22 protein-coding genes are annotated in these 22,935 nt (G+C 55.9%); 9 read left to right on the top strand and 13 right to left on the bottom strand.

The genetic code is table 11. The features are described from left to right. Positions 1 to 37: 37 nt before the first annotated feature. Positions 38 to 1,144, bottom strand: coding sequence for a Hint domain-containing protein (locus tag QQL78_RS10945; protein ID WP_284373353.1), 1,107 nt, complete (start codon positions 1,142 to 1,144; stop codon positions 38 to 40). A gap of 194 nt (positions 1,145 to 1,338) precedes the next feature. On the opposite strand from QQL78_RS10945, the gene QQL78_RS10940 reads away from it, so the two are divergent. The 7 genes from QQL78_RS10940 to phoB all read left to right on the top strand — a co-directional run bounded on the left by QQL78_RS10940 (position 1,339) and on the right by phoB (position 8,334). Continuing rightward, a complete protein-coding gene (locus QQL78_RS10940; protein ID WP_284373351.1) occupies positions 1,339 to 2,388 on the top strand; it encodes an ATP-binding protein in 1,050 nt (349 codons plus the stop codon). A gap of 106 nt (positions 2,389 to 2,494) precedes the next feature. After that, the gene (locus QQL78_RS10935) at positions 2,495 to 3,526 is read left to right on the top strand and encodes a substrate-binding domain-containing protein (protein ID WP_284373350.1); all 1,032 of its coding nucleotides are present in this window, start codon (positions 2,495 to 2,497) and stop codon (positions 3,524 to 3,526) included. A gap of 75 nt (positions 3,527 to 3,601) precedes the next feature. After that, positions 3,602 to 4,786, top strand: coding sequence for a phosphate ABC transporter permease subunit PstC (gene pstC / locus QQL78_RS10930; RefSeq protein WP_284373347.1), 1,185 nt, complete (start codon positions 3,602 to 3,604; stop codon positions 4,784 to 4,786). Next, the gene (pstA, locus tag QQL78_RS10925) at positions 4,783 to 6,111 is read left to right on the top strand and encodes a phosphate ABC transporter permease PstA (RefSeq protein ID WP_284373344.1); all 1,329 of its coding nucleotides are present in this window, start codon (positions 4,783 to 4,785) and stop codon (positions 6,109 to 6,111) included. The genes pstC and pstA overlap by 4 nt, the downstream gene beginning before the upstream one ends. 40 nt (positions 6,112 to 6,151) lie before the next feature. Next, a complete protein-coding gene (gene pstB / locus QQL78_RS10920; RefSeq protein ID WP_284373342.1) occupies positions 6,152 to 6,922 on the top strand; it encodes a phosphate ABC transporter ATP-binding protein PstB in 771 nt (256 codons plus the stop codon). A gap of 12 nt (positions 6,923 to 6,934) precedes the next feature. Beyond that, positions 6,935 to 7,642 (top strand): phosphate signaling complex protein PhoU, encoded by a 708-nt coding sequence (phoU, locus tag QQL78_RS10915; RefSeq protein WP_284373340.1) that lies wholly within the window; start codon positions 6,935 to 6,937, stop codon positions 7,640 to 7,642. Positions 7,643 to 7,653: 11 nt separating this feature from the next. Then, positions 7,654 to 8,334 (top strand): phosphate regulon transcriptional regulator PhoB, encoded by a 681-nt coding sequence (gene phoB / locus QQL78_RS10910; protein ID WP_284373339.1) that lies wholly within the window; start codon positions 7,654 to 7,656, stop codon positions 8,332 to 8,334. Positions 8,335 to 8,391: 57 nt separating this feature from the next. On the opposite strand, the gene QQL78_RS10905 is transcribed toward phoB, so the two are convergent. Genes QQL78_RS10905 through doeA form a run of 3 tightly spaced genes read right to left on the bottom strand, consistent with a single transcriptional unit; the run spans position 8,392 to position 11,985 of the window. Continuing rightward, entirely contained in the window at positions 8,392 to 9,768 is a 1,377-nt protein-coding gene (locus QQL78_RS10905) for an aspartate aminotransferase family protein (protein WP_284373337.1), read from the bottom strand. Positions 9,769 to 9,795: 27 nt separating this feature from the next. After that, positions 9,796 to 10,794 carry a N(2)-acetyl-L-2,4-diaminobutanoate deacetylase DoeB gene (doeB, locus tag QQL78_RS10900; RefSeq protein WP_284373335.1) on the bottom strand — a complete coding sequence of 333 codons (999 nt, stop codon included), beginning with the start codon at positions 10,792 to 10,794 and terminating at the stop codon, positions 9,796 to 9,798. 3 nt (positions 10,795 to 10,797) lie between these two features. Continuing rightward, positions 10,798 to 11,985, bottom strand: a complete 1,188-nt coding sequence (gene doeA / locus QQL78_RS10895; RefSeq protein ID WP_284373333.1) for an ectoine hydrolase DoeA — start codon at positions 11,983 to 11,985, stop codon at positions 10,798 to 10,800. Between the two features lie 267 nt (positions 11,986 to 12,252). Here doeA and QQL78_RS10890 point away from each other — a divergent pair, with 267 nt between their 5' ends. Next, complete coding sequence (locus QQL78_RS10890; protein ID WP_284373332.1) at positions 12,253 to 12,600, top strand: hypothetical protein; 348 nt, start codon at positions 12,253 to 12,255, stop codon at positions 12,598 to 12,600. A 49-nt stretch (positions 12,601 to 12,649) separates the two neighbouring features. On the opposite strand, the gene QQL78_RS10885 is transcribed toward QQL78_RS10890, so the two are convergent. The 7 genes from QQL78_RS10885 to QQL78_RS10855 all read right to left on the bottom strand — a co-directional run bounded on the left by QQL78_RS10885 (position 12,650) and on the right by QQL78_RS10855 (position 20,352). Beyond that, the gene (locus QQL78_RS10885) at positions 12,650 to 13,795 is read right to left on the bottom strand and encodes an iron-containing alcohol dehydrogenase (RefSeq protein WP_284373330.1); all 1,146 of its coding nucleotides are present in this window, start codon (positions 13,793 to 13,795) and stop codon (positions 12,650 to 12,652) included. A gap of 4 nt (positions 13,796 to 13,799) precedes the next feature. Beyond that, positions 13,800 to 15,170: an aldehyde dehydrogenase family protein gene (locus QQL78_RS10880; RefSeq protein WP_284373328.1), complete on the bottom strand. Its 1,371-nt coding sequence runs from the start codon at positions 15,168 to 15,170 to the stop codon at positions 13,800 to 13,802. A gap of 3 nt (positions 15,171 to 15,173) precedes the next feature. Further along, complete coding sequence (locus QQL78_RS10875) at positions 15,174 to 16,538, bottom strand: glutamine synthetase family protein (RefSeq protein WP_284373326.1); 1,365 nt, start codon at positions 16,536 to 16,538, stop codon at positions 15,174 to 15,176. 72 nt (positions 16,539 to 16,610) lie between these two features. After that, on the bottom strand, positions 16,611 to 17,645 hold the full coding sequence (locus tag QQL78_RS10870) for a TRAP transporter substrate-binding protein (protein WP_284373324.1): 1,035 nt from the start codon (positions 17,643 to 17,645) through the stop codon (positions 16,611 to 16,613). A 51-nt stretch (positions 17,646 to 17,696) separates the two neighbouring features. After that, positions 17,697 to 19,022, bottom strand: coding sequence for a TRAP transporter large permease (locus QQL78_RS10865; protein ID WP_284373323.1), 1,326 nt, complete (start codon positions 19,020 to 19,022; stop codon positions 17,697 to 17,699). Then, on the bottom strand, positions 19,022 to 19,591 hold the full coding sequence (locus QQL78_RS10860; RefSeq protein ID WP_284373321.1) for a TRAP transporter small permease subunit: 570 nt from the start codon (positions 19,589 to 19,591) through the stop codon (positions 19,022 to 19,024). Before QQL78_RS10860 ends, QQL78_RS10865 begins: the two co-directional genes overlap by 1 nt. After that, the gene (locus QQL78_RS10855) at positions 19,588 to 20,352 is read right to left on the bottom strand and encodes an N-formylglutamate amidohydrolase (protein ID WP_284373319.1); all 765 of its coding nucleotides are present in this window, start codon (positions 20,350 to 20,352) and stop codon (positions 19,588 to 19,590) included. The genes QQL78_RS10860 and QQL78_RS10855 overlap by 4 nt, the downstream gene beginning before the upstream one ends. 113 nt (positions 20,353 to 20,465) lie before the next feature. Between QQL78_RS10855 and QQL78_RS10850 the strand changes: the two genes are divergently transcribed. Beyond that, positions 20,466 to 21,338, top strand: coding sequence for a MurR/RpiR family transcriptional regulator (locus QQL78_RS10850; protein ID WP_284373318.1), 873 nt, complete (start codon positions 20,466 to 20,468; stop codon positions 21,336 to 21,338). A 60-nt stretch (positions 21,339 to 21,398) separates the two neighbouring features. Here QQL78_RS10850 and QQL78_RS10845 read toward each other — a convergent pair whose 3' ends face one another. After that, entirely contained in the window at positions 21,399 to 21,953 is a 555-nt protein-coding gene (locus QQL78_RS10845; RefSeq protein WP_284373316.1) for a hypothetical protein, read from the bottom strand. Between the two features lie 198 nt (positions 21,954 to 22,151). Further along, positions 22,152 to 22,892 (bottom strand): L,D-transpeptidase family protein, encoded by a 741-nt coding sequence (locus QQL78_RS10840; RefSeq protein ID WP_284373314.1) that lies wholly within the window; start codon positions 22,890 to 22,892, stop codon positions 22,152 to 22,154. Positions 22,893 to 22,935 lie beyond the last annotated feature (43 nt).

Raw genomic sequence — 22,935 nt, 5'->3', positions numbered from 1 at the left:
GAGGAGGGGCTTCCCAGTTTCCGCCACGCCGCTTTCGCTATGAAGCGATTTGCAACCGACCTGCCCCAAAAATGGCCTCTACCTCGTGACAGGGCAGGACGCGGGCGGCGCGCTTCCCATAGGCCTGCTCAACCGATTTGCGGTTAAGCATCGGCAGGACTGAAAGCAGCCCCTTTAGGTTTTCAGGGTCCAGCACCGCAGCGGCCGCCGGACCGGGGTAAAAGCTCTCGCAGGGCAGGCCATTGGCAAGGATTGTCGCATGACGATCCAACAGCAGATGATAGTAACACAGTTGTTTTTGGCCCCGTGCATAAGAGGCGATATCGGTTTTTTCCGCTAGGTGCCCGGCTTTTGCATAGACGCTTGTGCCGTTGAGGTCGCTGAGCAGTACGCAATGTTGCTTTGACAGGAACAAGGCACGGGTGTTGCCAAGCGGTCCGGGCTTTATCCGAACCGGAACCAGTTTCTCGTTTGTGAGAAGCTCCATTGCGGTGATATTTCTATGCGCCATCCACCGCACCGTCAGCGGCCCATATTCTAGGGTGTTGACCTGATCGCCAACCTGCAATGTCTCGATGGCGCGTTCCCCGCCTGGCGTCTCGATCTGCGTGCCATCGGCGAAACACAAAACAAATGCGTCAGCTTCCCGACTGGTGTTGAGCCCGTCGAAATCACTATAGGCGACGGAGTGGAAGGTGATCGATTGAATGGCCTGTGTGCCATTATCATCAAGGAAATCGTTGTCCGCGTTCGTCGCACCGCTGAGCGGCAGCAAGAAAGCCTGACCATTGGTTGCCTGCACAACCGTGGCTGTGCCTGATCCAATGCTGCCATCCATGTAGGTGACAAAGATATTATGGTGCGTCGCACTGTCGAGCGCGTAAGTTGTGCTCCCAACGGTGAATGTTTCGCCACCCCCAAGATCATCCTCCCAAATGACCCCGTCGCCGTTACTGTCGTTCAAGGTCATTTCAACAAGCGAGTCACGGGCCGGGTTGGATGTGGACCCGAAGCTTAGCCCATCGAGGGCGCTTGCATTTTCTGCATCAGTATCGCCTTCAGTGATATCCAGGCTGACCATGGATCCGCCGCCGTCAAAACCACCGGTTTGAACAAGACCTAGGGCAATTGCTTCAATAGGCATTGGTGGCATTCTCCCGAAATACAGTGCCTTCCCTATCGGGGAGGTCTTAATTTCTGGGAAATTTTCGGTTGCTTTTTCTGGTGCATCCGGGATGTGCCCGCGCTTGACAAAGAAGATTGCAATTGGTTCTTGATTGGGCAAGGCAGGCAGATCTATTCCGCTGAACATTCTTTGAACCTTTAAGAAGGCACCAAATGAACGATCCTTCAGCCGCGCCTTTGATTTCGGCCTTACCTTTCCCGACCCTGGTTATTGGGGCAGATCAAAAGATCACCTTTGCCAACTCGTCCGCGGTTGAATTGTTGGGCGGGCAGGTCGTGAACCAGAATTTTGTCCTGGTGCTGCGACAGCCGGGCCTGATCGCGGCAATCGAAGATACTGCCGCCTCGCTGGAAAAGCGGGTTGGGCAGTTTGCGACCACCGCGGGGCGCAGTGAGGTGCGCTATGATGTGCATATCGCGCCGGCGGATGGGAATTTGGTGCTGACCTTTGAAGACACATCGGATGCTAAGGATCTTGTTTCATTCCGCCGCGACTTTGTCGCCAACGTCAGTCACGAGCTGCGCACCCCCTTGGCCTCTGTGGTCGGGTTCATCGAAACCCTGCGCGGGGCGGCAAAAGATGACCCGGCTGCGCGTGACAGGTTTCTCGACATCATGGAAGGTGAAGCGCATCGGATGGCCCATCTGGTGGATGATCTTCTGTCGCTCAGCCGGGTGGAGGAAAGCGAACGCAAACGCCCGACCACGGTGGTTGATATTGCGGTGCTGGCCAATAGCACGCTCAAACAACTTGACCCGCAGATTGCCGCAGCAAAGGCCACTGTATCTTTTGAGGATCAGGCGCAGGGCACAATGGTACTCGCGGATGAGGGCCAGCTGCGGCAGGTCATCAGCAATCTGGTTGAGAACGCCCTGCGTTATGGGGCCAAGCAGGGCAACATCACAGTTGGGGTTTACGGGCCTGCCTATGAAAGACGCTTGCGCCAGAACTGCATCCGCTTGGCGGTGCGTGATGAGGGCGAAGGCATCGCGGCGCATCACCTGCCGCGCCTTGCTGAACGATTCTACCGCGTTGATTCTCATCGCTCGCGTGAGGTTGGGGGCACGGGACTGGGTCTTGCCATCGTAAAACACATTGTCCACCGCCATCGCGGGCACCTTTTAATCGAGAGTGTCGAAGGAAAAGGCAGCACATTTACAGTTATTTTGCCAGTTTCCGATCAAAATCCACAGCTGTCATAAAACTCTTACAAAACTGTCACAAAAGCTTGTTCGAACACCGGCAAAAGCCGCAGCAGAGGCCACGTGATGCGCACGAGGTCTATGACTGGCAGACAGGAGCTTTTAGATGTCCTTCATGAAAACGACCGCCACTACATTGGCGCTGACCTTGGTTTCGACCGCGGCTTTTGCCCGTGACAACGTGCAAGTGGCGGGGTCTTCTACCGTACTGCCCTATGCGGCGATTGTTGCCGAAGCCTTTGGCGAAAACTTTGAATTCCCGACACCAGTGGTTGAATCCGGTGGCTCTTCCGCAGGCCTGAAGCGCTTCTGCGAAGGTGTTGGCGAGAACACAATTGATATCGCCAACGCGTCACGCAAAATCAAAAGCAAAGAAGTGAAAGCCTGCGCCGAAGCCGGTGTGACAAACATCATCGAAGTGCGCATCGGGTATGACGGCATTGTTTTTGCTTCCGACATCAACGGCAACAGCTTTGAATTCACACCAGCCGACTGGTATCGTGCCCTTGCTGCTGAAACACCAAAAGACGGCGCAATGGTTGCCAACACAACCGAAAGCTGGTCTGCGGTAAATCCCAACTTCCCGGATCAGCCCATTCAGGCCTTCATTCCCGGCACCAAGCACGGGACACGCGAAGTGTTTGAAGAAAAAGTGATCCTTGCCGGTTGTGAAGAATCCGGTGCGATGGCCCAGATCATGGAAATCAACGGCGGTGACGAAGACGCAGCCGAAGGCACCTGCATGGCGATCCGCACTGATGGCCGTTCGGTTGATATCGATGGCGATTATACAGAAACGCTTGCCCGCATTCAGGCGGATGACAACGGCATCGGCGTCTTTGGTCTGGCGTTTTACGAAAACAACACTGACAAATTGCAGGTCGCAACCATGTCCGGCGTTGAGCCTACAACCGAAAGCATCGCTTCCGGTGACTATCCTGTATCGCGTCCGCTGTACTTCTACATCAAGGCCGATCACATCGGTGTTGTGCCCGGCGTTAAGGAATTTGCGGAGTTCTTCGTATCTGACGACATGGCAGGCCCGGATGGTCCACTGGCAGAATATGGTCTGGTGTCCGATCCTGCGCTGGCAGATGTGCAAAATGCCGTCATGAACGAAGTGTTCATGGGTAACTGACCCACTTTGCTGAAATACCAAGCGAGGGGCCCGATGCGGCCCCTCGTTTTTTGACTTAGAAAAGGCCCAATAGCGATGTCGCTTTCACTGTCCGTGCTGCTTGCAATCGCGCTAAGTGCCACCGCATTTCTCATGGCCCCACGCCATGCTTTAAGGTTGGTCTCGGGTGACCGCCGCCAGCTTGCCTCGCTTCCCAAACAATATGGATTAAGCGCCGGATTGACGGTGTTCCTACCAGCCATGTTGATTGCATTGATCGGCGGGTTTGGCGGTTTTCCGACAGCCCCTTTACCCTATATCGTAACCGCAGTTGCGGTCTTTGGGTTGGTGGTTTCAATCTGGCAAAGCCGCCCCGATTTCATCGCCCGCAACCGCGCGGAACGGCTTATCACCCTTGTGTTGATCGCCGCCTCGGGTGTCGCGATCCTGACGACCGTCGGCATTGTCATGTCGATGCTGTTCGAAACCACAAACTTCTTCCGCGACTATGATTGGAAAGATTTCTTCTTTTCCACGGAATGGTCTCCCAATTTTCGCGGCGACAGTGCGCTGGGCATCTTGCCGCTGCTTTGGGGGACGCTTTACATCAGTTTGATTGCCTTGCTCTTCGCGGTGCCTATCGGTCTGTTTGCTGCGATTTACCTTTCTGAATACGCCAGCCCGCGCATGCGCTCCATTGCCAAACCGGCGATCGAGATCCTCGCGGGTATTCCCACCATCGTTTATGGCCTTTTTGCGCTGGTCACTGTGGGTCCGTTTCTGCGGGATTATTTCGCGGCCCCCATGGGGTTTGGTCAAAGCGCGTCTTCGGTGCTGACCGCCGGGCTGGTGATGGGGGTGATGTTGATCCCCTTTGTAAGCTCCTTGTCGGATGACATCTTTAACGCGGTACCGCAGACCATGCGCGATGGATCACTTGGGCTTGGTGCAACCAAATCCGAAACCATCCGCCAGGTGGTGATGCCTGCCGCACTTCCCGGCATCGTCGGCGCGGTGCTGCTGGCTGCGTCGCGTGCGATTGGCGAAACCATGATTGTGGTGCTGGGGGCAGGGGCCGCCGCGCGCCTGTCACTGAACCCGTTCGAGGCGATGACAACGGTGACCGTTAAAATCGTCAGCCAACTCACCGGTGATACCGATTTTGCTTCACCAGAAACCCTTGTCGCCTTTGCCCTTGGGCTGACACTGTTTGTCATCACCCTGGGGCTGAATGTCTTTGCGCTTTATATCGTGCGCAAGTATCGGGAGCAGTACGAATGAGCCATGCAACCAATTCGCTGTTGACGGTTGACGCCCGCACCCGCAAACGCAACGCCGCCGAAGCCCGCTTCAAGCTCTACGGGATCAGCGCAATTGTGATCGCCATGCTGGCGCTTGCGGTGCTGCTGACCTCGGTTCTGGGCAATGGCCTCAGCGCCTTTCGCCAGACCTATCTAACGATCAACGTGGAGCTGCCTGAGGCCAAGCTGGACAAATCCGGCGTGCGCGATCCGGCGGTCATGCGCAAGGTGACCACCATCGGCTATGCTTCGCTGCTGCGTGACGGGCTGCTGGCAACAATGCAAGAGGCGGGCATCACCACCGAAATGTCCAAAAAGGACGTGGCCAAGCTGATCTCCAAAGAGGCACCCGCCACCGTGCGCAACCATGTCCTGGCCAACCCTGATGTGATCGGCACCACCATGACGTTCGACCTATTGGCCGAAGGGCGGATTGACGGTTTTTTCAAAGGCCGCGTGACGATGGAAAGTGCAGCCCTTGACGGTAATACATCCCCCGAAGCCCTGATGCTGGCGCAAGAATTGAAAGAAGCCGGCCTGCTGGAAACCCGCCTGAACTGGGATTTCCTGATTGCGCCGGATGCCTCTGATCAGCGCCCTGAAGCGGCAGGGCTTGGTGTTGCGATCTTGGGTTCGCTTTACATGATGATTGTGGTGCTGGTGCTGGCGCTGCCCATCGGGGTTGCCTCCTCCATCTACCTTGAGGAGTTTGCACCGAAAAACCGCTGGACTGATCTGATCGAGGTGAACATCTCCAACCTCGCGGCGGTGCCATCGATTGTCTACGGCATCCTTGGCTTGGCGATTTTCATCAACTTTATGGAACTGAACCAATCCTCGCCACTGGTGGGCGGTCTGGTGCTGACGCTGATGACCCTGCCGACCATCATCATCTCGACCCGTGCCTCGCTCAAATCCGTGCCACCCTCGATCCGCGACGCTGCACTTGGCGTCGGGGCCTCGAAGATGCAGGCGGTGTTTCACCATGTTCTGCCCTTGGCTGCACCCGGTATCCTGACCGGGACAATCATCGGCCTTGCGCAGGCGCTGGGCGAAACCGCGCCACTTTTGCTGATCGGGATGGTCGCCTTTGTGCGCGAATACCCGGCAGCCTATACACCTGATGCCGGATTGTTCGGCGAAGCCTCTACCGCGCTGCCAGTCCAGATCTACAACTGGACCCAGCGTGCCGACCCGGGGTTTGTGGAACGTGCGTCAGGGGCGATCATCACCTTGCTGGTATTCCTTCTGGCAATGAACATTGTCGCAATCATGTTGCGCCGCAAATTCGAACGTCGTTGGTAGGAGATCGGACATGTTGGATCACAATCGAATGGACTTTAAAATGCATACCGAAACCACCACCAAGATCAGCGCCAAAAATGTGCAGGTCCATTATGGTGACACCCATGCCATCAAGGATGTGAACGTAGAGATACAGGACAATGCCGTCACCGCCTTTATCGGCCCTTCGGGGTGTGGCAAGTCGACGTTTCTGCGCTGTATCAACCGGATGAATGACACCATTGATATCTGCCGCGTTGCCGGTGACATCAAGATTGACGGCGAGGACATCTATGACCGCCGCGTTGATCCGGTGCAGCTGCGCGCCAAGGTGGGGATGGTGTTTCAGAAACCCAACCCGTTTCCAAAGTCGATCTATGACAATGTCGCTTATGGTCCGCGCATTCACGGCCTTGCTAACAATAAATCCGAAATGGATGATATCGTTGAACGTGCTCTGCGCCGCGGTGCCATCTGGGACGAGGTGAAAGACCGGCTGCATGCACCGGGCACGGGCCTGTCAGGCGGCCAGCAACAGCGGCTATGTATCGCCCGCGCGGTGGCCACTGAACCACAGGTTCTATTGATGGATGAACCCTGTTCGGCACTGGATCCGATTGCAACCGCACAGGTTGAAGAGCTGATCGACGATTTGAGCCAGAATTTCTGCGTGGTCATCGTCACCCATTCGATGCAACAGGCCGCGCGGGTCAGCCAGAAGACAGCCTTCTTCCACCTCGGGCATCTGGTTGAATATGGTGATACCGATAAAATATTTACCAACCCCGAAGACCCGCGCACGGAAAGCTATATTTCCGGTCGGATCGGTTAAGGAGCAACCGTCATGAAAGAACATATTTCATCCGCCTATGACCGTGATCTTGAAGGTCTGGTAATGCTGATCATGAAGATGGGCGGTCTGGTCGAGGAGGCCATCCTTGATGCCGCCAAGTCGCTGGAAACGCAAGATATTGAATTGGCCGAAACCGTGCGTCTCAAGGACAAGTCCATTGACGCGCTGGAGCTCGAAGTCAATGATGTGGCGGCAACGGTCATTGCGTTGCGGGCACCGGTGTCCAAGGATTTGCGCGTCATCCTGACCGTGCTTCGCCTTGCGGCCAGTCTTGAGCGGATCGGCGATTATGCCAAGAATATTGCAAAACGTACCTCTGCGCTGATCGACATGCCCAATTCAGCCAGCTCGAATTCTTCGCTGCGCCGGATGTCGCGCGAGGTGCAGGTGATGCTGAAAGATGTACTGGATGCCTTTGTCCGCAAAGACGCGGAAATCGCCGAGGACGTGCGCCAGCGGGATCAGGAGGTGGATCAGATGTATAACGCGCTGTTCCGCGAATTCCTGACTTTCATGATGGAAGACCCGCGCCAGATTACCGCCTGTATGCATCTGCACTTCATGGCCAAGAACATCGAACGGATGGGGGATCTGACCACTAATATGGCCGAACAGGTGATTTATCTTGTGACCGGCGAGATGCCTGAAGAAGACCGGCCAAAGTCTGACAGCACCGCCTATCTCAGCACGTTGGATTAAGGGGGCAGGCCATGCAACCACATGTTTTGATTGTCGAGGATGAACCTGCACAACGCGAAGTCCTGCGGTATAATATCGAGGCTGAAGGCTGTCGCGTGACACAGGCTGCTGATGGGGAAGAGGGGCTGATCTGCGTCAAGGAGGATCTGCCGGATGTGATTGTGCTGGATTGGATGATGCCACGGCTGTCGGGCATCGAGGTCTGCCGCCGTCTTAAGGCAAGCCCGGCCACACGTGGCATTCCGGTGATCATGTTGTCGGCTAAATCCGAAGATATCGACAAGGTGCGTGGGCTTGAGACCGGTGCCGACGACTATGTGATCAAACCCTATTCCGTTGCCGAGTTAATGGCGCGTATTCGTGGCCAGCTGCGCCGTGTACGTCCAACAACGGTTGGGGAAACCCTGTCATTTGAGGATATTGTTCTGGACGCGGAAACCCACCGGGTGACCCGTGCAGGTGATGATGTGAAACTTGGCCCGACCGAGTTTCGCCTGCTTAGCACCCTGATTGAAAAACCCGGACGTGTCTGGACGCGCGAACAATTGCTGGACCGTGTTTGGGGGCTGGATAACTACGTTGATACGCGCACGGTTGACGTGCATGTGGGGCGGCTGCGCAAGGCGCTGAGCGGAGGCAAGGGCGGTGATCTGATCCGTACCGTGCGGGGCACTGGCTATGCGTTGGGGTAGAAAGCCTGCAAGCCCCGCAACAGATGCCGGGGCTTGCATTCAACTGAACGTGCCTGCTTAGGAACCGAGGACGGTTTTCACCGCCCGTGCGGTGGCCGCGACGATGGTATCTACTTCGTCACGGGTCAGGCAGAAGGGTGGGGCAAAACCCAGCATATCCGCTTGCGGCATGGCGCGCGCGATGACCTTGTCCTGTGCCAACAAGGTGGCAGAGACCTGTGGCCCGATCTTATCTGCCGGGTCAAAGAATGTGCGACTGTCCTTGTCTTTCACAAACTCCACCGCACAAAGCAGACCCTCGCCACGCACATCCCCCACATGTGGATGATCCGCCAACGCCTCTTTCATGCTGCTGTTCAGATAGGCCCCCACGGTGCCGGCGTTGGACACCAGATCAAGCTCGTCAATCAGTTTGAGGTTGGCCACACCCGCTGCCGCGCCAATCGGATGGGCGGAATAGGTCCAGCCATGGCCGATGGGACCGTTTTCATCCGTGCCCTGTTCTAGCACCTTCCACATCCGGTCACTGATGATCGACCCGGACAGGGGCGCATAGGCAGAGGTCAGCCCCTTTGCAATGGTGATGATATCCGCCTCCAGCCCGTATTTGTCAGACCCGAACATGGTGCCCAGACGGCCAAAGCCGGTGACAACTTCATCCACGATCAGCAGGATGTCGTGCTTTTTCAGCACGGCCTGAATCGCGGGCCAGTATCCTTTGGGCGGCGGCACGATACCGCCGGTGCCCAGCACGGGTTCACCGATGAAACCGGCGATGGTGTCGGCCCCTTCACGCGCGATCAGCTCTTCCAGATCGGCAACACAGGCTGCAGTAAACTGTTCTTCAGTCTGGGACAGGTCATCGCGGCGGAAGAAATCGGGTGCCAACGTGTGTTTAACCTGATCAATCGGCAGATCGAATTTCTTGTGAAACAGCTCCAGTCCGGTCAGGGAGCCCGTCACAAGCCCCGAGCCGTGATAGCCACGCCAGCGCGAGATGATTTTTTTCTTTTCGGGGCGGCCAAGGATGTTGTTGTAATACCAGACCAATTTGATGTTGGTTTCATTGGCATCAGATCCACCAAGCCCGAAATAGACCTTGGACATATTTGCGGGGGCACGGTCCAGAATCATTTTGGAGAGGGTGATCGATGCCTCTGTGCCATGGCCCACATAGGAATGATAATAGGCCAGCTCCTGCGCTTGGGCGGCAATCGCATCGGCGATCTCCTTGCGACCATAGCCGACGTTCACACAGTAAAGCCCGGCAAAGGCGTCCAGCAATTTGTTGCCGTCGCGGTCCTCGATATGGACACCGCTGGCGGTCTTGATCACACGGGAAGGGCTTTCGCCGCGGGCGTGCTGTGCCAGATGTGTCGAAGGGTGGAAAAAGTTATCGCGGTCCCATTGATCCAGCTGGTCATTCTTTAGCATGTCTACTCCTTTGGCCCTCAGGGCGTGTTAATCTTTGTCGACGCGGTGGCCAATCACAGCCATGCAGTCACCGGATTTGATCACCCCCGGGAAGTGGCGGCTGATCAGCAGGCCGGTTGTTGTGGCTTTGTATTCCAGCGGTGGCACACCTGTGCGATCCATCGGCCAAACCCGCGCAATTACGTCACCTTTGGTCACGTCTTCGCCCAGATCGACCATCGGTTCGAACAATCCATCGTGCTGTGCAAAGACAAAGCAATCCCCGTCGGGCATGTCAATGTTGATGGTCGGATCTATCTGCATTTCGCCTTGCAAAATCCCGGCATGGATCAGCACATTGCGCAGTCCCTTTTTGGCAATCGCAATGGATTTTGCGGTGGCAGATCCACCCCCGCCCAACTCAGTTGAGACAAAGGTTTTGCCCATATCTTCAACGGCGGTGTCATACATGCCGACATTATCAATCTCCAACAGCATCACAGAATATGGGGCGTTGAAGGCTTGCATGGCCTCATAACAGGCGGCCTGCTGCACCGTATTCTCCATCACATGGGCAGCGGCAAAGGGAATGAAATCAAGCGTCTGGCCACCGGAGTGAAAATCCAGAACGATATCGGTTTGCGGCAGCAGAACCCGCTGAAAATAATCGGCAATCTTCTGTGTGACCGTCCCGTCTGGCGCGCCGGGGAATGATCGGTTCAGGTTGCCTTTGTCGATGGGAGAGGTCCGCGTGCCGGCGCGAAAGGCCGGATAATTGAAGGCAGGTACGATAATCACGCGGCCAGTGATGTCGCTGGGCTGCAAGGTCACGGTGAGTTCCTGCAGGGCCACTGGTCCCTCATATTCGTCCCCGTGATTAGCTCCTGTCAGCAATGCCGTTGGCCCCTCGCCATTTTTCACCACAGTGATCGGGATCATGATTGACCCCCAGGCACTGTCATCGCGGCTGTAGGGCAGGCGCAGAAAGCCGTGGTGGACGCCATCCGCATCCAGCGGGATTGTCGGTTCAATCGGGGAGGGTTTCATCGCTTAATCCTTTACCACCATCTTGCGCGGCACATTGGCCAAACACTCCGGCCCGTTGGTCCCGATGCGAATGCTCTCGGTGATCTCGAACCCCCAATCCTCCATCCACAGGCCGGTCATGAAATGAAAGGTCATGTTCTCTTGCAAAACGGTCTTGTCACCGGGCCGCAGCGACATGGTGCGTTCGCCCCAGTCCGGTGGGTAGCTGACGCCGATGGGGTAGCCGGTGCGGTTGTCCTTGGTGATGCCGTGTTTCTTCAGCACCTTGAAAAAGGCCAGCGCCACATCCTCGCAGGTATTGCCCGCGCGCGCCTTGTCCAGCCCGGCCTCCATGCCCTCAAGCACGGCTTTTTCCGCATCGATAAAGGTCTGCGTGGGCTTGCCCAGAAACACAGTGCGGGACAGTGGGCAGTGATAGCGTTTCACCACACCTGCGATCTCGAAAAACGTGCCCATGCCGGATTGCATCGGCCGATCATCCCAGGTCAGATGCGGGGCAGAGGCGTCAGCCCCTGATGGCAGCAGCGGCACCAGCGCCGGATAATCGCCGCCTGCGCCGATGTCGGGATCATAGCGCAGTGCAGCGTCATAGATATCTGCCACCAGATCACATTTGCGCATGCCCACTTCGACCTTTTCGACAATGCGCTCATGCATCCGGCCTACGATCTTGCCCGCTTGGCGCATCAGCGCCAGCTCTGCCTCGGATTTCACCGCGCGTTGCCAATTGACCAGGGCGGTGGCGTCCTGAAAAGTCGCATTTGGCAGATGGGTTTGTAAGGCGGCGTAGGCCGCAGCTGAAAACCAGTAATTGTCCAACTCGACGCCGGTTACACCCTTGGCCAGTCCGCGATCCGTCAGCTGGGCGGACAGGTAATCCATCGGATGCCGCTCGGTGGATTGTACATAGTGGTCAGGATAGCCGATGATATTGGCGGGCTGCATGAAACAGGTGCGCAATGCGCCGTTGGCATCCTGCCCGCGCCCAAACCAAATCGGTTCCCCCTCCAGCGGTAGAACCACACATTGATGCACATAAAACGACCACCCGTCATAACCGGTCAGCCAGTTCATATTTGACGGATCTGTCACGATCAAAAGATCGATTCCACGTTGTTGCATCTGGTGCCGTGTCCTGACGATGCGTGCGTCAAATTCGGTGCGCGAAAAATTGAGTTTGGGCGTAGGCATGAACGGCTCCGCTGGCGTCAGCGGCAAGATTCTTGCGCGCTTGATGTAACAACTGGGAATGGGTGTGTGACGGGTTTAGCGGCGCTGATGGGGGGACATCTTTTCTGTCTACGACATCTGGATGTCGTAGGTTGGTACTGGCCTTTGGAAAACGGAAGGAGTGCCTATTGGTTGCGCTGACGGGCGCGCCACCACCCAAGGATGGAATAACGTAAGGGAAGGTGTCAAATGCTCGCGTAAGTCACGATCATGCTGTAGCTCACGCGCATGCGCTTAACGGATATTGACACGATAGAGCAGCAGTTAGCTGCATTGGTCATCGAGAAGGGTGTGCCAATGGAACGTGCCCTTGGGGAGATATCAAGGGGCGATGCAAACCTGTCTGTCGACGTCGTGCTGCTTGCGGCGATATCCGTGGTCATCCATCTGGATAGTTTCACCGGCTATACAGCAGAAAATACGGTGGAAGCGTCGTTGCAACGGCATCGGGTGATTTCTGCTTTCGCGGCAGATGTTGCGTTGCTCTCGGGCAAGCCGCGGACCTGTCGTTCGTTGCAAGAGGTGTGGCGGGAAACCGGTGACCGGATGTTTATGGTCGACCGATCAGAACACTAACCTGAAACCGACAGCCTGAACTGCCGGTTTCAGGATAGAAGGGGCTGTCCTATAGGCAGGCCAGCAACAGTTTGGTGGTGTTTTCGGGGGTCATTTCAACCGGGTTGCCACCGGTGCTGGGATCCTTCAGCGCCCCGGTGACGATCCGCTCTACATCGGGGTTTTCAACCCCCAGACCTGCCAGCGTTTTGGGGATGCCAAGTGAGTCATTCAGGTTGTCCACATAATCGCAGAACCCGTCAAAGCCGCCTGCAATCCCCAGATAACTGGCGGCCTGATCCATACGTTCGATGATCGCAGGTTTATTGAATTGCAGGACGGCGGGCATGCAGACCGCATTGGTGGAACCGTGATGCGTATGATAGATCGCACCGATGGGATGGGACAAAGCATGGATCGCGCCCAGCCCCTTTTGGAATGCTGTTGCCCCCATCGCTGCCGCCGACATCATATGCGCACGCGCTTCGATGTCCGTGCCATTGGCATAGGCGCGGGGCAGGTAGTCCTTGACCAGACGCATGCCTTCCAGCGCCATGCCTTGCGACATGGGATGATAATGGGGTGAGCAGAATGCCTCGACACAATGGGCGAAGGCGTCCAGCCCGGTGCCTGCGGTAATGAAAGGCGGCATGCCAACGGTCAGTTCCGGGTCACAGATCACCACTGTGGGCAGGAATTTCGGGTGGAAGATGATCTTTTTCTCTTCGGTTTCCGAATTGGTGATGACGCTGGCGCGGCCCACCTCAGATCCGGTGCCGGCGGTTGTCGGCACGGCGACAATCGGTGCAATCGCATCGGCATCCGCACGGGTCCACCAGTCACCGATATCCTCAAAATCCCACAAGGGGCGCGTCTGACCAGCAAGGAATGCCACCAGCTTGCCCAGATCAAGGCCAGAACCACCGCCAAAGGCGATCACACCGTCATGGCCGCCTTCTTTATAGGCTTTCACACCGGCCTCGGCGTTTCTCTCGTTCGGATTCGGGTCCACATCGGCAAAGATGGCACGGCCCAGTCCTGCTGCTTCCAGCAGGTCCAGCGTGCGGGTGGTGATCTCCATAGTGGCAAGACCGCGATCGGTGATCAGCAGGGGTTTCTTGATGCCGGCAGCGGCACAGGCATCAGCGATTTCTGAAATGCGGCCAGCGCCAAAACGGATGGCGGTGGGGTAGGACCAGTTTGCAGTGATGCTCATGGGATCAGGCTTTCTTGAGGTGGTATGATTTGGGGCGTGTCAGGTTGTGATAGCCGATGACGGACAGGCCGCCACCGCGGCCGGTGTCCTTGCAGCCGGTCCAGCACAGTGCGGGGTCAAGGTAATCGGCGCGGTTCTGAAATACCGTGCCGGTCTCAATCTGATCCGCAATCGCCTCGGCGCGCGCGGTGTCGCGGGTCCAGACGGATGCGGTCAGGCCAAAGTCGCTGTCGTTCATCAGCTTGACCGCCTCGGCATCGTCTTTCACCGGCATGATTCCAACAACGGGGCCAAAGCTCTCCTCGCGCATCACACGCATGTCATGGGTCACGCCTGTCAGGATTTGCGGCATCAGATAGGCCCCGCCGTCCTGCGGGAAATTGGCCGGGTCAATATGGGCTGTGGCTCCTGCCGCGACCGCTTCGGCGGTCTGTGCCCGGACCTCATCGGCAAACCGCGCCTGCGCCATCGGGCCAAGGGTGGTTTCCGGGTCCAATGGATTGCCCAGCTTGTAGCCGTTTACTATCGCCACGGCCTTGGCGACAAATGCGTCAAAGTGTTGTTCCGCCACATAAATACGTTCAATCCCGCAGCAGCATTGCCCAGCGTTGAACATCGCACCATCAATCAGCGTATCCACCGCCGCATCGATGTCCGCATCATCACAGACATAGCCAGGGTCCTTGCCACCCAGCTCCAGTCCGATGCCGGTGAAGGTGCCCGCCGCTGCCTGTTCGATGGCCTTGCCTCCGCCGACAGAGCCGGTGAAGTTCACAAAGCCAAAGGATTTTGCGGCAATCAGATCAGAGGTCGTCTGGTGATCCAGGAATACGTTCTGAAATACATCTTCGGGAACGCCTGCCGCGTGAAAGGCCTGCGCCAGACGTTCGCCGACCAGCGGTGTTTGCGAGGCATGTTTCAACATCACCGCATTGCCCGCAATCAGGGCGGGAGCAACGGTGTTGATGGCCGTCATATAGGGGTAGTTCCAGGGCGCGATCACCAAGACAACACCATGCGGCACACGTTTGATCAGGCGGCGGAAATTGGCACTGTCCTCAATCTCGATATCGGCCAAGGCATCCTTGGCAATTTCGGCCATATAGCTGGCCCGTTCGTTGAAACCGCCAAACTCACCACCATAGCGGATCGGGCGGCCCATCTGATGCGCGATCTCTGGCACGATTTCATCGTTCATTTCGCCGATTTTGGCGACACCATCCATCACGCGGGCGATGCGTTCGTCCAGCGGCAGGGCGGCCCAGGCGCTTTGGGCGTGTTTGGCGGAGGCCACGGCGGCGCGGGCCGCGTCAGCGCTCAGGGTTTCGCGGGTCGCATAGACGGAACCGTCGATGGGGGAGGTACAGGTGATCATGGCTCAGGCCCTTTCAAAGCCGCGCGCGATTTCCCAATCGGTCACGGTGCGGTCAAATTCTTCTTGTTCCCATTCTGCATTGCGCACGTAGTGGGTCACGACATCATCGCCAAAGGCCTCTCGCAGGAATGCGGAATTACGCAGGGTCTCGGTGGCGGCGCGCAGGGTTTGTGGAATATCGGCAGCCTTGGCATCGGCATAAACGTCGCCGGTGGTGGGGGCGGCCAGTTCCATCTTGTCCTCAATACCCTTGATGCCGGCGGCCAGCATGGCAGCTTGTGCAAGATAGGGATTCAAATCCGACCCCCCGATGCGACATTCCACCCGCACGCCCTTGCTGTCGGCCCCGCAGAGGCGGAAACCGGCGGTGCGGTTGTCCACCGACCAAACAGTCTTGGTTGGTGCAAAAGTGCCTTTGGCAAAGCGTTTGTAGCTGTTCACATAGGGGGCCAGAAAGAAGGTATAATCAGGCGCATGGGCGATCAGCCCGGCCATATAGTGATCCATCAGTTCGGATTTCCCCAGATCGGCCTTCTTATCAAAGAACATCGGCTGGCCGTCCTTCCACAGTGACTGATGCACGTGGGATGAACTGCCCACACGGTCCTTGTGCCACTTGGGCAAAAAGGACGCGGCGTGGCCCTGCTGCCATGCAATTTCCTTGATGGCGTGTTTCGCGATGGAGTGGTTGTCGGCGCAATCAAGGGCGGCAGCATAGCGGATGTTCAGCTCTTCCTGACCGGCCTCGGCCTCGCCTTTGGTGTTCTCGATGGGCAGACCTGCGGCAAACAGATGATTGCGGATCGGCCGCATCACGTGCTCCTCTTTGGTGGTCTGCAAAATGTGGTAGTCTTCGTTATAACCAGAGATCGGCGTCAGGTCCTGAAAGTTGCCTTTGCGGATTTCCTCAAAACTCTTTTCGAACAGGAAGAACTCCAGCTCGGTGGCCATCATCGCGTCAAAGCCCAGCTTTTTCAGGCGTGCGATTTGTTTTTTCAACATGGCACGCGGATCATGCGGAACCGGTGCATGGGTGTGGTGGTCCAATACATCACAGAGCACCATTGCGGTGCCTTCCAGCCACGGGGTCAGCCGGATCGTGCTCAGGTCAGGGGCCATGATATAATCGCCATAGCCGCTTTCCCATGAGGTCGATGCATAGCCGTCAGGTGTTGCCATCTCCAGATCGGTGGCCAGCAGATAATTGCAGCAGTGGGTTTCCTTAAACGAGGTTTCGACAAAGTTGACCGCATGAAACCGCTTGCCGGTCAGGCGGCCTTGCATATCCACGAAACAGGCCAGCACGGTGTCGATTGACCCGTCAGCGACGCGTGATTTCAGATCGTCAAAGGACAGTTTGCCAGTCATAGGAAATACTCACATTTGGGAAAGGCGGGTAGAAAAGGTTGGGGGCGGCCTGCACCGCCCCCGGTGTTGAATTTAGCCGTAGCGGTAAGGGCGGCCCGCTTTGACCATGTCTTCGTTGTACTTTTTGAAAATGTCCACCACCCGACGTTTGACATCGGATTCAGAGGCAATTTCTTCCCAGAAATCCTGTGCCGCGGCTTCGACGGTGGCCCATTCTTCATCCGGGATCGTTGTCAGTTTCAGCTTGTCACCCTGTGTGCGCAGCTTTGCTTCACCGCCCCAATACCACCACTGACGATAGTAGTGCGACTGATCGCAGCAGACCCGGAACAGGGTTTGCAGGTCTTCCGGCAGCTCGTTCCAGCGCTCCATATTGGCAAAGAACGATCCCGCCCAGGCACCTGAAATATTGTTTGTCAGGAAGTAGTTGGTCACATCAGCCCAACCCACTGTGTAGTCTTCAGTGATGCCGGACCAAGCGATCCCGTCGAGTTCGCCAGTCTGCATGGCAACTTCGATATCTTCCCACGGCAGGTTCACAGGAACCACGCCGAACTGCGTCAGGAAGCGACCCGCGGTCGGGAAGGTGAAGATGCGCTTGCCCTTGAGGTCGGCGAGTGAGTTGATCGGATCTTTGGTGGCGAAGTGGCAGGGATCCCATGCACCGGCTGAGATATGTTTGACGCCAACCTTGGAATATTCTTCGTCCCAGATTTCGTTCAGACCATATTGATTGAACAGGACAGGCACATCCAGAGAATAGCGCGAGCCGAAGGGGAAGTAGCCGCCAAAAACCGTGACTTCTGTGGGCGAGGCCATGGAGTCATCATCGGACTGCACGGCGTCGATGGTGCCGCGCTGCATCGCTTGGAACAACTCTCCGGTTGGAACCAGCTGGTCGGCATAAAACAGTTCGATCTGCATCCGATCGCCGGCGATCTGGTTGAACATCTTGATGGCGGGTTCGATGACCTCGGCGGCCAAAGACGCGCCCGCATAGGTCTGCATGCGCCATTTGATGGTGTTTTGTGCAAGGGCTGGTGCGGCCAATGCGGCAGCGGGGGCGGCCACGGCGGCCCCTTGGATAAACTTACGTCTGGTTGTCATGTCGTATCTCCTTGTTATGAAATCGCGCCGGTTGTTCCGGCTTTCTTGGGGTTAGTTTCCGTAAACATATTCCGGCAGCCACAGGGCCAATCCCGGGAAGATCATCACGAGGCTTAGCGCGAGGATCATCACCAGCACAAAAGGGGTTACCGATCCGTAGATGTCGCGCAGGCTGATTTCCGGCGGTGCCATCGCACGCATCAGAAACAGGTTATAGCCGAAGGGCGGCGTCATATAGGCAATCTGCGTGGTGATCGTATAGAGGATACCATACCAGATCAGATCAAACCCCAGCGCGCCCACCAGCGGCACATAAAGCGGGGCCACGATGACCAGCATCGCCGTGTCATCAAGGAAGGTGCCCATGATGATAAAGCTGAGCTGCATCAGGATCAGGATCATCCATGGGGACAGGTTCAATTGCTCGGTGAACAGGGATTCAATCGCCTTTACTGCGCCCAGACCGTCAAACACCGCGCCAAAGGCAAGCGCGGCAAGGATGATCCACATAAACATACAGGTGATGCCAAGCGTGTTGCGCACCGAATTTTCAAAGACTTCGCGGGTCATACGTCCCTTAAAGACCGCTGCAAGGAAGGCGGCGATGGCCCCGATGGCAGAGCTTTCGACCAGCGAGGTCCAGCCATTCACAAAGGGCACCATCATCACCGCAAAGATGCCCAGCGGCAGCAGCCCCGCTTGCAACAGGCGCAGCTTTTCGGCCCGTGGGATGTCGCGCTCCTCAAAGGGCAGGGCGGGACCAAGTGCGGGATTTATCCGGCAGCGGATCACGATATAGATGATGAACATCGCCGCCATCATCAGTCCGGGGATGATCCCCGCCAGCCAGAGCTGCCCAACCGGCTGGCGCGCAATCATCGCATAGAGAACCAGCACCACAGAGGGTGGCACCAGAATGCCAAGGCTGGACCCCGCCTGAATAACGCCGGTGACCATGCGCTTGTCATAACCGCGCTTTAACAACTCGGGCAGGGCAATCGTGGCACCGATTGCCATACCGGCAACGGACAATCCGTTCATGGCCGAAATCAAAACCATCAGGCCGATTGTCCCAATCGCCAGCCCGCCGCGCAAGCCCCCCATCCAGACGTGGAACATCTTGTAAAGGTCATCCGCGATTTTGGATTCCGACAGCACATAGCCCATAAAAATAAACATCGGCAGGGTCAGCAGCGGATACCATTTCATCAACTTCATCGCCGCGGAGAACCCGATATCAAACCCGCCCTTGTCGCCCCAAAGCAGCAAGGCGGCGACAACCGCGATAAATCCGATGGCTCCGAACACCCGCTGGCCGGTCAGCAGCATCAGCATCATTGAGGAAAACATCAAGGTGGCGATCATCTCGTATGGCATTAGATTTCTTCGCCTTTTAAACGCAGTACGTCTTTGCAAAATTCGGACAGGCATTGCAGCAACATCAGAAAGAAGCCGACAATCATCACAACCTTGATTGGCCACATATAGGGGCGCCATGCAGAGGAAGATCGTTCAAGCCGGCCGATTTCCTCGCTGCCGGTGATGACGCCAAGGAGATAGGAAAACGGTTCGGTTTTCCAATATCCCAACCCATAGGCGGTTGAGCTGACCGCGCCATACAGCAGGACGCAGAGGTAGAAAATCAGGAAGCACACGGTCAGCAGGTCAAACCACGCCTTGCGTTGGATTGACCAGTCTCCATAAAGCAGGTCCATCCGCACATTTGATCCCATCTGGATCGAATAGGGGCCGCCAAGGATGTAATAGCCCACCATCACAAACTGCGCCATTTCAAGCGTCCAGAGGCTGGGCAGGAAAAAGGTCTTGCTGATGGAGGACCACAGTAGAATGCCCATCAGCACAAAGATGCCATACATTGCGATGCGGCCAATGCGGTGGTTCACAGCGTCCACGCCGCGGATGAAACTGCGCATCACGCTCGTCATGCTGTGGCCTTCGCGAGGGTTGCGCAGGCGTCCGTGATCCATGTTGTCAGCTGTGTGGCCATGGCGTGCTGGCTTTCGGGCGTCTCGATCAGATCGTTGCGTATTTCGATCATTACATTCGGATGGCTGCGTGAAACACCGTGTTCCAGCAAGGTATGGGTGACGCCATCCTGTGGGCCATAGGGTTCATTGCGTCGGGTGATATAGGGGCTGTGCGCCGCGCCGGTTTTTAACATGGCATCGGCCAAACGGCTGTCGCTGTCATGCAGGACGCCAATTTCAACCGTGCGCTTGGCACCGTGATAAACCGGCGTAAAACTGTGGATCGTGACCAAAACGGGGTTTGCCTTGGCCGCGACCACCTCTGCCAGCGCTGTGCGGAACGGGGTGTAATACTGTGCTGTGCGCGTTGCACGCTCTGCCTTTGACAGATTGGCATTGCCTGGAATGTCAAAGATTTCGCTTTTCGCCGGCATCGCCCCATCAGCATCAGGCGGGCGGTTGCAATCATAAACCAGTCTGGAGATACGCGAGGCGACCAATACAGCATCCATCGCCTGCGCCATGCCCTGCGCCACGGCCATTGCGCCGGGGTCCCATGCGGCATGGCTGGTCAGAGGTGCGCCAGTGAGGCCCAGATTGTCGAACTGTTCAGGAATGGTATGGCTGGCATGTTCGCAAACCAATACAATTGGTGATGCACCATCAGCATTAACCACTTCGAACACGGGTTCCGGCTTGCTTTTTAACGTCTGATTCATGCAGCCTCCTCAGGACGAAACTCTTGCCAACGAAAGATTCTGTCAACACATTTGTGAAAAATATATCACATGTTGATGCGGAATGATAAATTTATATGCAAAAAGAGGTGCCCATGTCGGAGGACATGCTGACAATTTCAGACCGGATCCAACACAAGCTGGATGATCTGACACGCGCAGAACGCCAGCTTGCCCTGTCGATACTGGAGAATTATCCCGCGTCTGGCCTGGGGACCTTATCGGCCTTGGCGAAAGATGCAGATGTGTCGGTGCCGACCGTGGCGCGGATGGTGCAGAAGCTGGGGTATAAAGGTTATCCCGAGTTTCAGGCAGAGCTGCGCGAGGAACTGCGGGCCAAAGCCAAAAGCCCGATCGCCAAACATGACACATGGGCAGAGGCCGCCCCGTCGGGCCATATGCTGAACCGGTTTACCGAGGCAGTGATTGACAACATCCGTCATACGCTGGGCCAGATTGATCCGGTGTCCTTTGATGCGGCCTGTGCGCTGGCGGGGGATGCCTCGCGCCATCTTTATATTGTCGGCGGACGGATCACCCATACGCTTGCAGAATATCTTTTCCTGCACATGCAGGTGATCCGCCCCAATCTGACCCATGTGCAATCCACCTCCAATTCATGGCCGCATTACCTGTTGAATGCGTCAGAGGGAGATGTGTTCATCATCTTCGACGTGCGTCGCTATGAGAACAACACGTTGAAATTGGCCGAGATGGCCCATGCGCGCGGTGCCAAGATTATCCTATTCACCGATCAATGGCGCAGCCCGGTGCATCAGCTGGCCGAACATAGTTTTTCAAACCGGATTGTAGTGCCTTCGGCCTGGGACTCGGCGGCGACAACCATGTTGCTGGTTGAGACCATGGTTGCGTCTGTGCAGAACCTGCATTGGGAAGGCACAAAGGAACGTATGGAAGAACTGGAAGATATGTTCGACCGTACGCGGCTGTTTCGGAAGTTTACTTGAGGTGGTTTTGTTTCAATGGCTGGTGTGAGCCCTGAATAACATGCTTGAACCAATCAATCTTCACCAAAAAGCCGTCAACTTCGCCATATGCCAATAGAACGTTTCGAGGGCGTCGTTAGGCAAAGTGGCACCATTATCAATCATGACCGAAGTCCTGATCAGCTCGGGACCAGAATTCCCAGCAAAATAAAGATTGCGGTAAAAGAAAACCATTTCTACAGATCGTTGATTTGAGGTTTCGTGGGTTGATTCAAACCCACGCAAAAGGCCAGCGCGGTAGCCAATAGAGCGTGTTTCGACACATCGTCCATTGCCTTGTATTACCAAATGCGCGCAAAAAAGCTTGCGTTCGGCAAGGTATCTCTGGGCAATAGATGTATATTTTTCAGGTGCATAAGGAGCAATGACCTCGATCATTGCATCCACATTCCCATCACACTTGAGACACTTGTACTTAATGCCTGAACTCAGAATTTCAATTTCCCAAACTCTCGCGGTTTCCATCCGTTCTAAAATCCCTGAACCGATGAGTGGACTAAAACGCCCATCGTCAGCAGATGTGGATTGCGCCAAGATAATCAGCATACAAATTGAAGTGATTTCACGAAGTCTCATCGAAGCTACTTTATGATACACCTTTGACAGAAGCCAAGGTTCTAAGACATGCTGATCCCGCGTTCACTCTACTGAGTGAACGTCACTTTGTCCGCACAGCCGACATTGAGGTTTCAAGAACGCTAATCCATCCTGACTAAAATTATCGGATGACCGCTCCGAGCCCACAACGACTGCGGTTTTGTCGTCTGACAGAGGCTACCCTGCTCGAAATACATATTCCTGATCTGTTACAGATACAGCTGGCGGGACATAGCCTTGTTCGAAAAAGTCATAGCCAACCTTAAGATTTTCCCAATACTCAAACCAAGCGGCTTCTCGTTCTTTATAAAGACGTTCTGACGTCATCTTAAAAGGAAAAGCGTGCACTGGTACATGAGCCTGTCCGGCGTTTAACGCGGCTTCAGTAATGAGATAGATTTCTTCAATTCCCTCGTTGGTCATTGCGTAACACCCGACTGAAACGCAGTCGCCATGGATCATAAGAAAGCTGCCAGTCCGGGAGTGAGCTTGATCATAGGCGTTCGGAAAGCCGAGATTGAATGACAAGTGATAGCTGCTATTCGGATTTAATGCGGCCTTATCAACCTTGTAAAATCCTTCTGGTGACTGCCGGTCACCTTCCTTGATCTTTGGCCCAAGATCACCAGAGTAGTTGCAAATCTGATAGGTCTTGAACAACTGGTAACTGCTATTCCCTTGGAGCCAAATCTCTAACAGTCGCTCTTCCTTAAAGACACGAATGAAAGCTGGTGACCCTATCTCGAGACCTGCATCAATAAGAGAAGCGCTAAGGTTTGGAAGCACGCGCTGACGCACTTCAGCAATGTCGGCAGACGATCCAACAAGTTGCGGTAGGAAGGTTTTCACCTTCGGATAGACAAAGTAGGCAGCGGCCAAAACGCATAGAGAAAAGAGAAAAACTGTCCTTTTGCGCATTATCTTTGGCCTGTTGATTTAGCTTCAAAAACCTAACGTGGAG

Source organism: Sulfitobacter pacificus, from assembly GCF_030159975.1.
Classification (GTDB): Bacteria; Pseudomonadota; Alphaproteobacteria; order Rhodobacterales; family Rhodobacteraceae; genus Sulfitobacter; species Sulfitobacter pacificus.
This window is presented reverse-complemented; position numbering and strand designations above follow the sequence as displayed.

Bases quoted from the DNA above. Each gene is read 5' to 3' on its own strand.
- QQL78_RS10945 (WP_284373353.1), bottom strand. From the start codon at position 1,144: ATGCCTATTGAAGCAATTGCCCTAGGTCTTGTTCAAACCGGTGGTTTT.
- QQL78_RS10940 (WP_284373351.1), top strand. From the start codon at position 1,339: ATGAACGATCCTTCAGCCGCGCCTTTGATTTCGGCCTTACCTTTCCCG.
- QQL78_RS10935 (WP_284373350.1), top strand. From the start codon at position 2,495: ATGTCCTTCATGAAAACGACCGCCACTACATTGGCGCTGACCTTGGTT.
- pstC (WP_284373347.1), top strand. From the start codon at position 3,602: ATGTCGCTTTCACTGTCCGTGCTGCTTGCAATCGCGCTAAGTGCCACC.
- pstA (WP_284373344.1), top strand. From the start codon at position 4,783: ATGAGCCATGCAACCAATTCGCTGTTGACGGTTGACGCCCGCACCCGC.
- pstB (WP_284373342.1), top strand. From the start codon at position 6,152: ATGCATACCGAAACCACCACCAAGATCAGCGCCAAAAATGTGCAGGTC.
- phoU (WP_284373340.1), top strand. From the start codon at position 6,935: ATGAAAGAACATATTTCATCCGCCTATGACCGTGATCTTGAAGGTCTG.
- phoB (WP_284373339.1), top strand. From the start codon at position 7,654: ATGCAACCACATGTTTTGATTGTCGAGGATGAACCTGCACAACGCGAA.
- QQL78_RS10905 (WP_284373337.1), bottom strand. From the start codon at position 9,768: ATGCTAAAGAATGACCAGCTGGATCAATGGGACCGCGATAACTTTTTC.
- doeB (WP_284373335.1), bottom strand. From the start codon at position 10,794: ATGAAACCCTCCCCGATTGAACCGACAATCCCGCTGGATGCGGATGGC.
- doeA (WP_284373333.1), bottom strand. From the start codon at position 11,985: ATGCCTACGCCCAAACTCAATTTTTCGCGCACCGAATTTGACGCACGC.
- QQL78_RS10890 (WP_284373332.1), top strand. From the start codon at position 12,253: ATGCGCTTAACGGATATTGACACGATAGAGCAGCAGTTAGCTGCATTG.
- QQL78_RS10885 (WP_284373330.1), bottom strand. From the start codon at position 13,795: ATGAGCATCACTGCAAACTGGTCCTACCCCACCGCCATCCGTTTTGGC.
- QQL78_RS10880 (WP_284373328.1), bottom strand. From the start codon at position 15,170: ATGATCACCTGTACCTCCCCCATCGACGGTTCCGTCTATGCGACCCGC.
- QQL78_RS10875 (WP_284373326.1), bottom strand. From the start codon at position 16,538: ATGACTGGCAAACTGTCCTTTGACGATCTGAAATCACGCGTCGCTGAC.
- QQL78_RS10870 (WP_284373324.1), bottom strand. From the start codon at position 17,645: ATGACAACCAGACGTAAGTTTATCCAAGGGGCCGCCGTGGCCGCCCCC.
- QQL78_RS10865 (WP_284373323.1), bottom strand. From the start codon at position 19,022: ATGCCATACGAGATGATCGCCACCTTGATGTTTTCCTCAATGATGCTG.
- QQL78_RS10860 (WP_284373321.1), bottom strand. From the start codon at position 19,591: ATGACGAGCGTGATGCGCAGTTTCATCCGCGGCGTGGACGCTGTGAAC.
- QQL78_RS10855 (WP_284373319.1), bottom strand. From the start codon at position 20,352: ATGAATCAGACGTTAAAAAGCAAGCCGGAACCCGTGTTCGAAGTGGTT.
- QQL78_RS10850 (WP_284373318.1), top strand. From the start codon at position 20,466: ATGTCGGAGGACATGCTGACAATTTCAGACCGGATCCAACACAAGCTG.
- QQL78_RS10845 (WP_284373316.1), bottom strand. From the start codon at position 21,953: ATGAGACTTCGTGAAATCACTTCAATTTGTATGCTGATTATCTTGGCG.
- QQL78_RS10840 (WP_284373314.1), bottom strand. From the start codon at position 22,892: ATGCGCAAAAGGACAGTTTTTCTCTTTTCTCTATGCGTTTTGGCCGCT.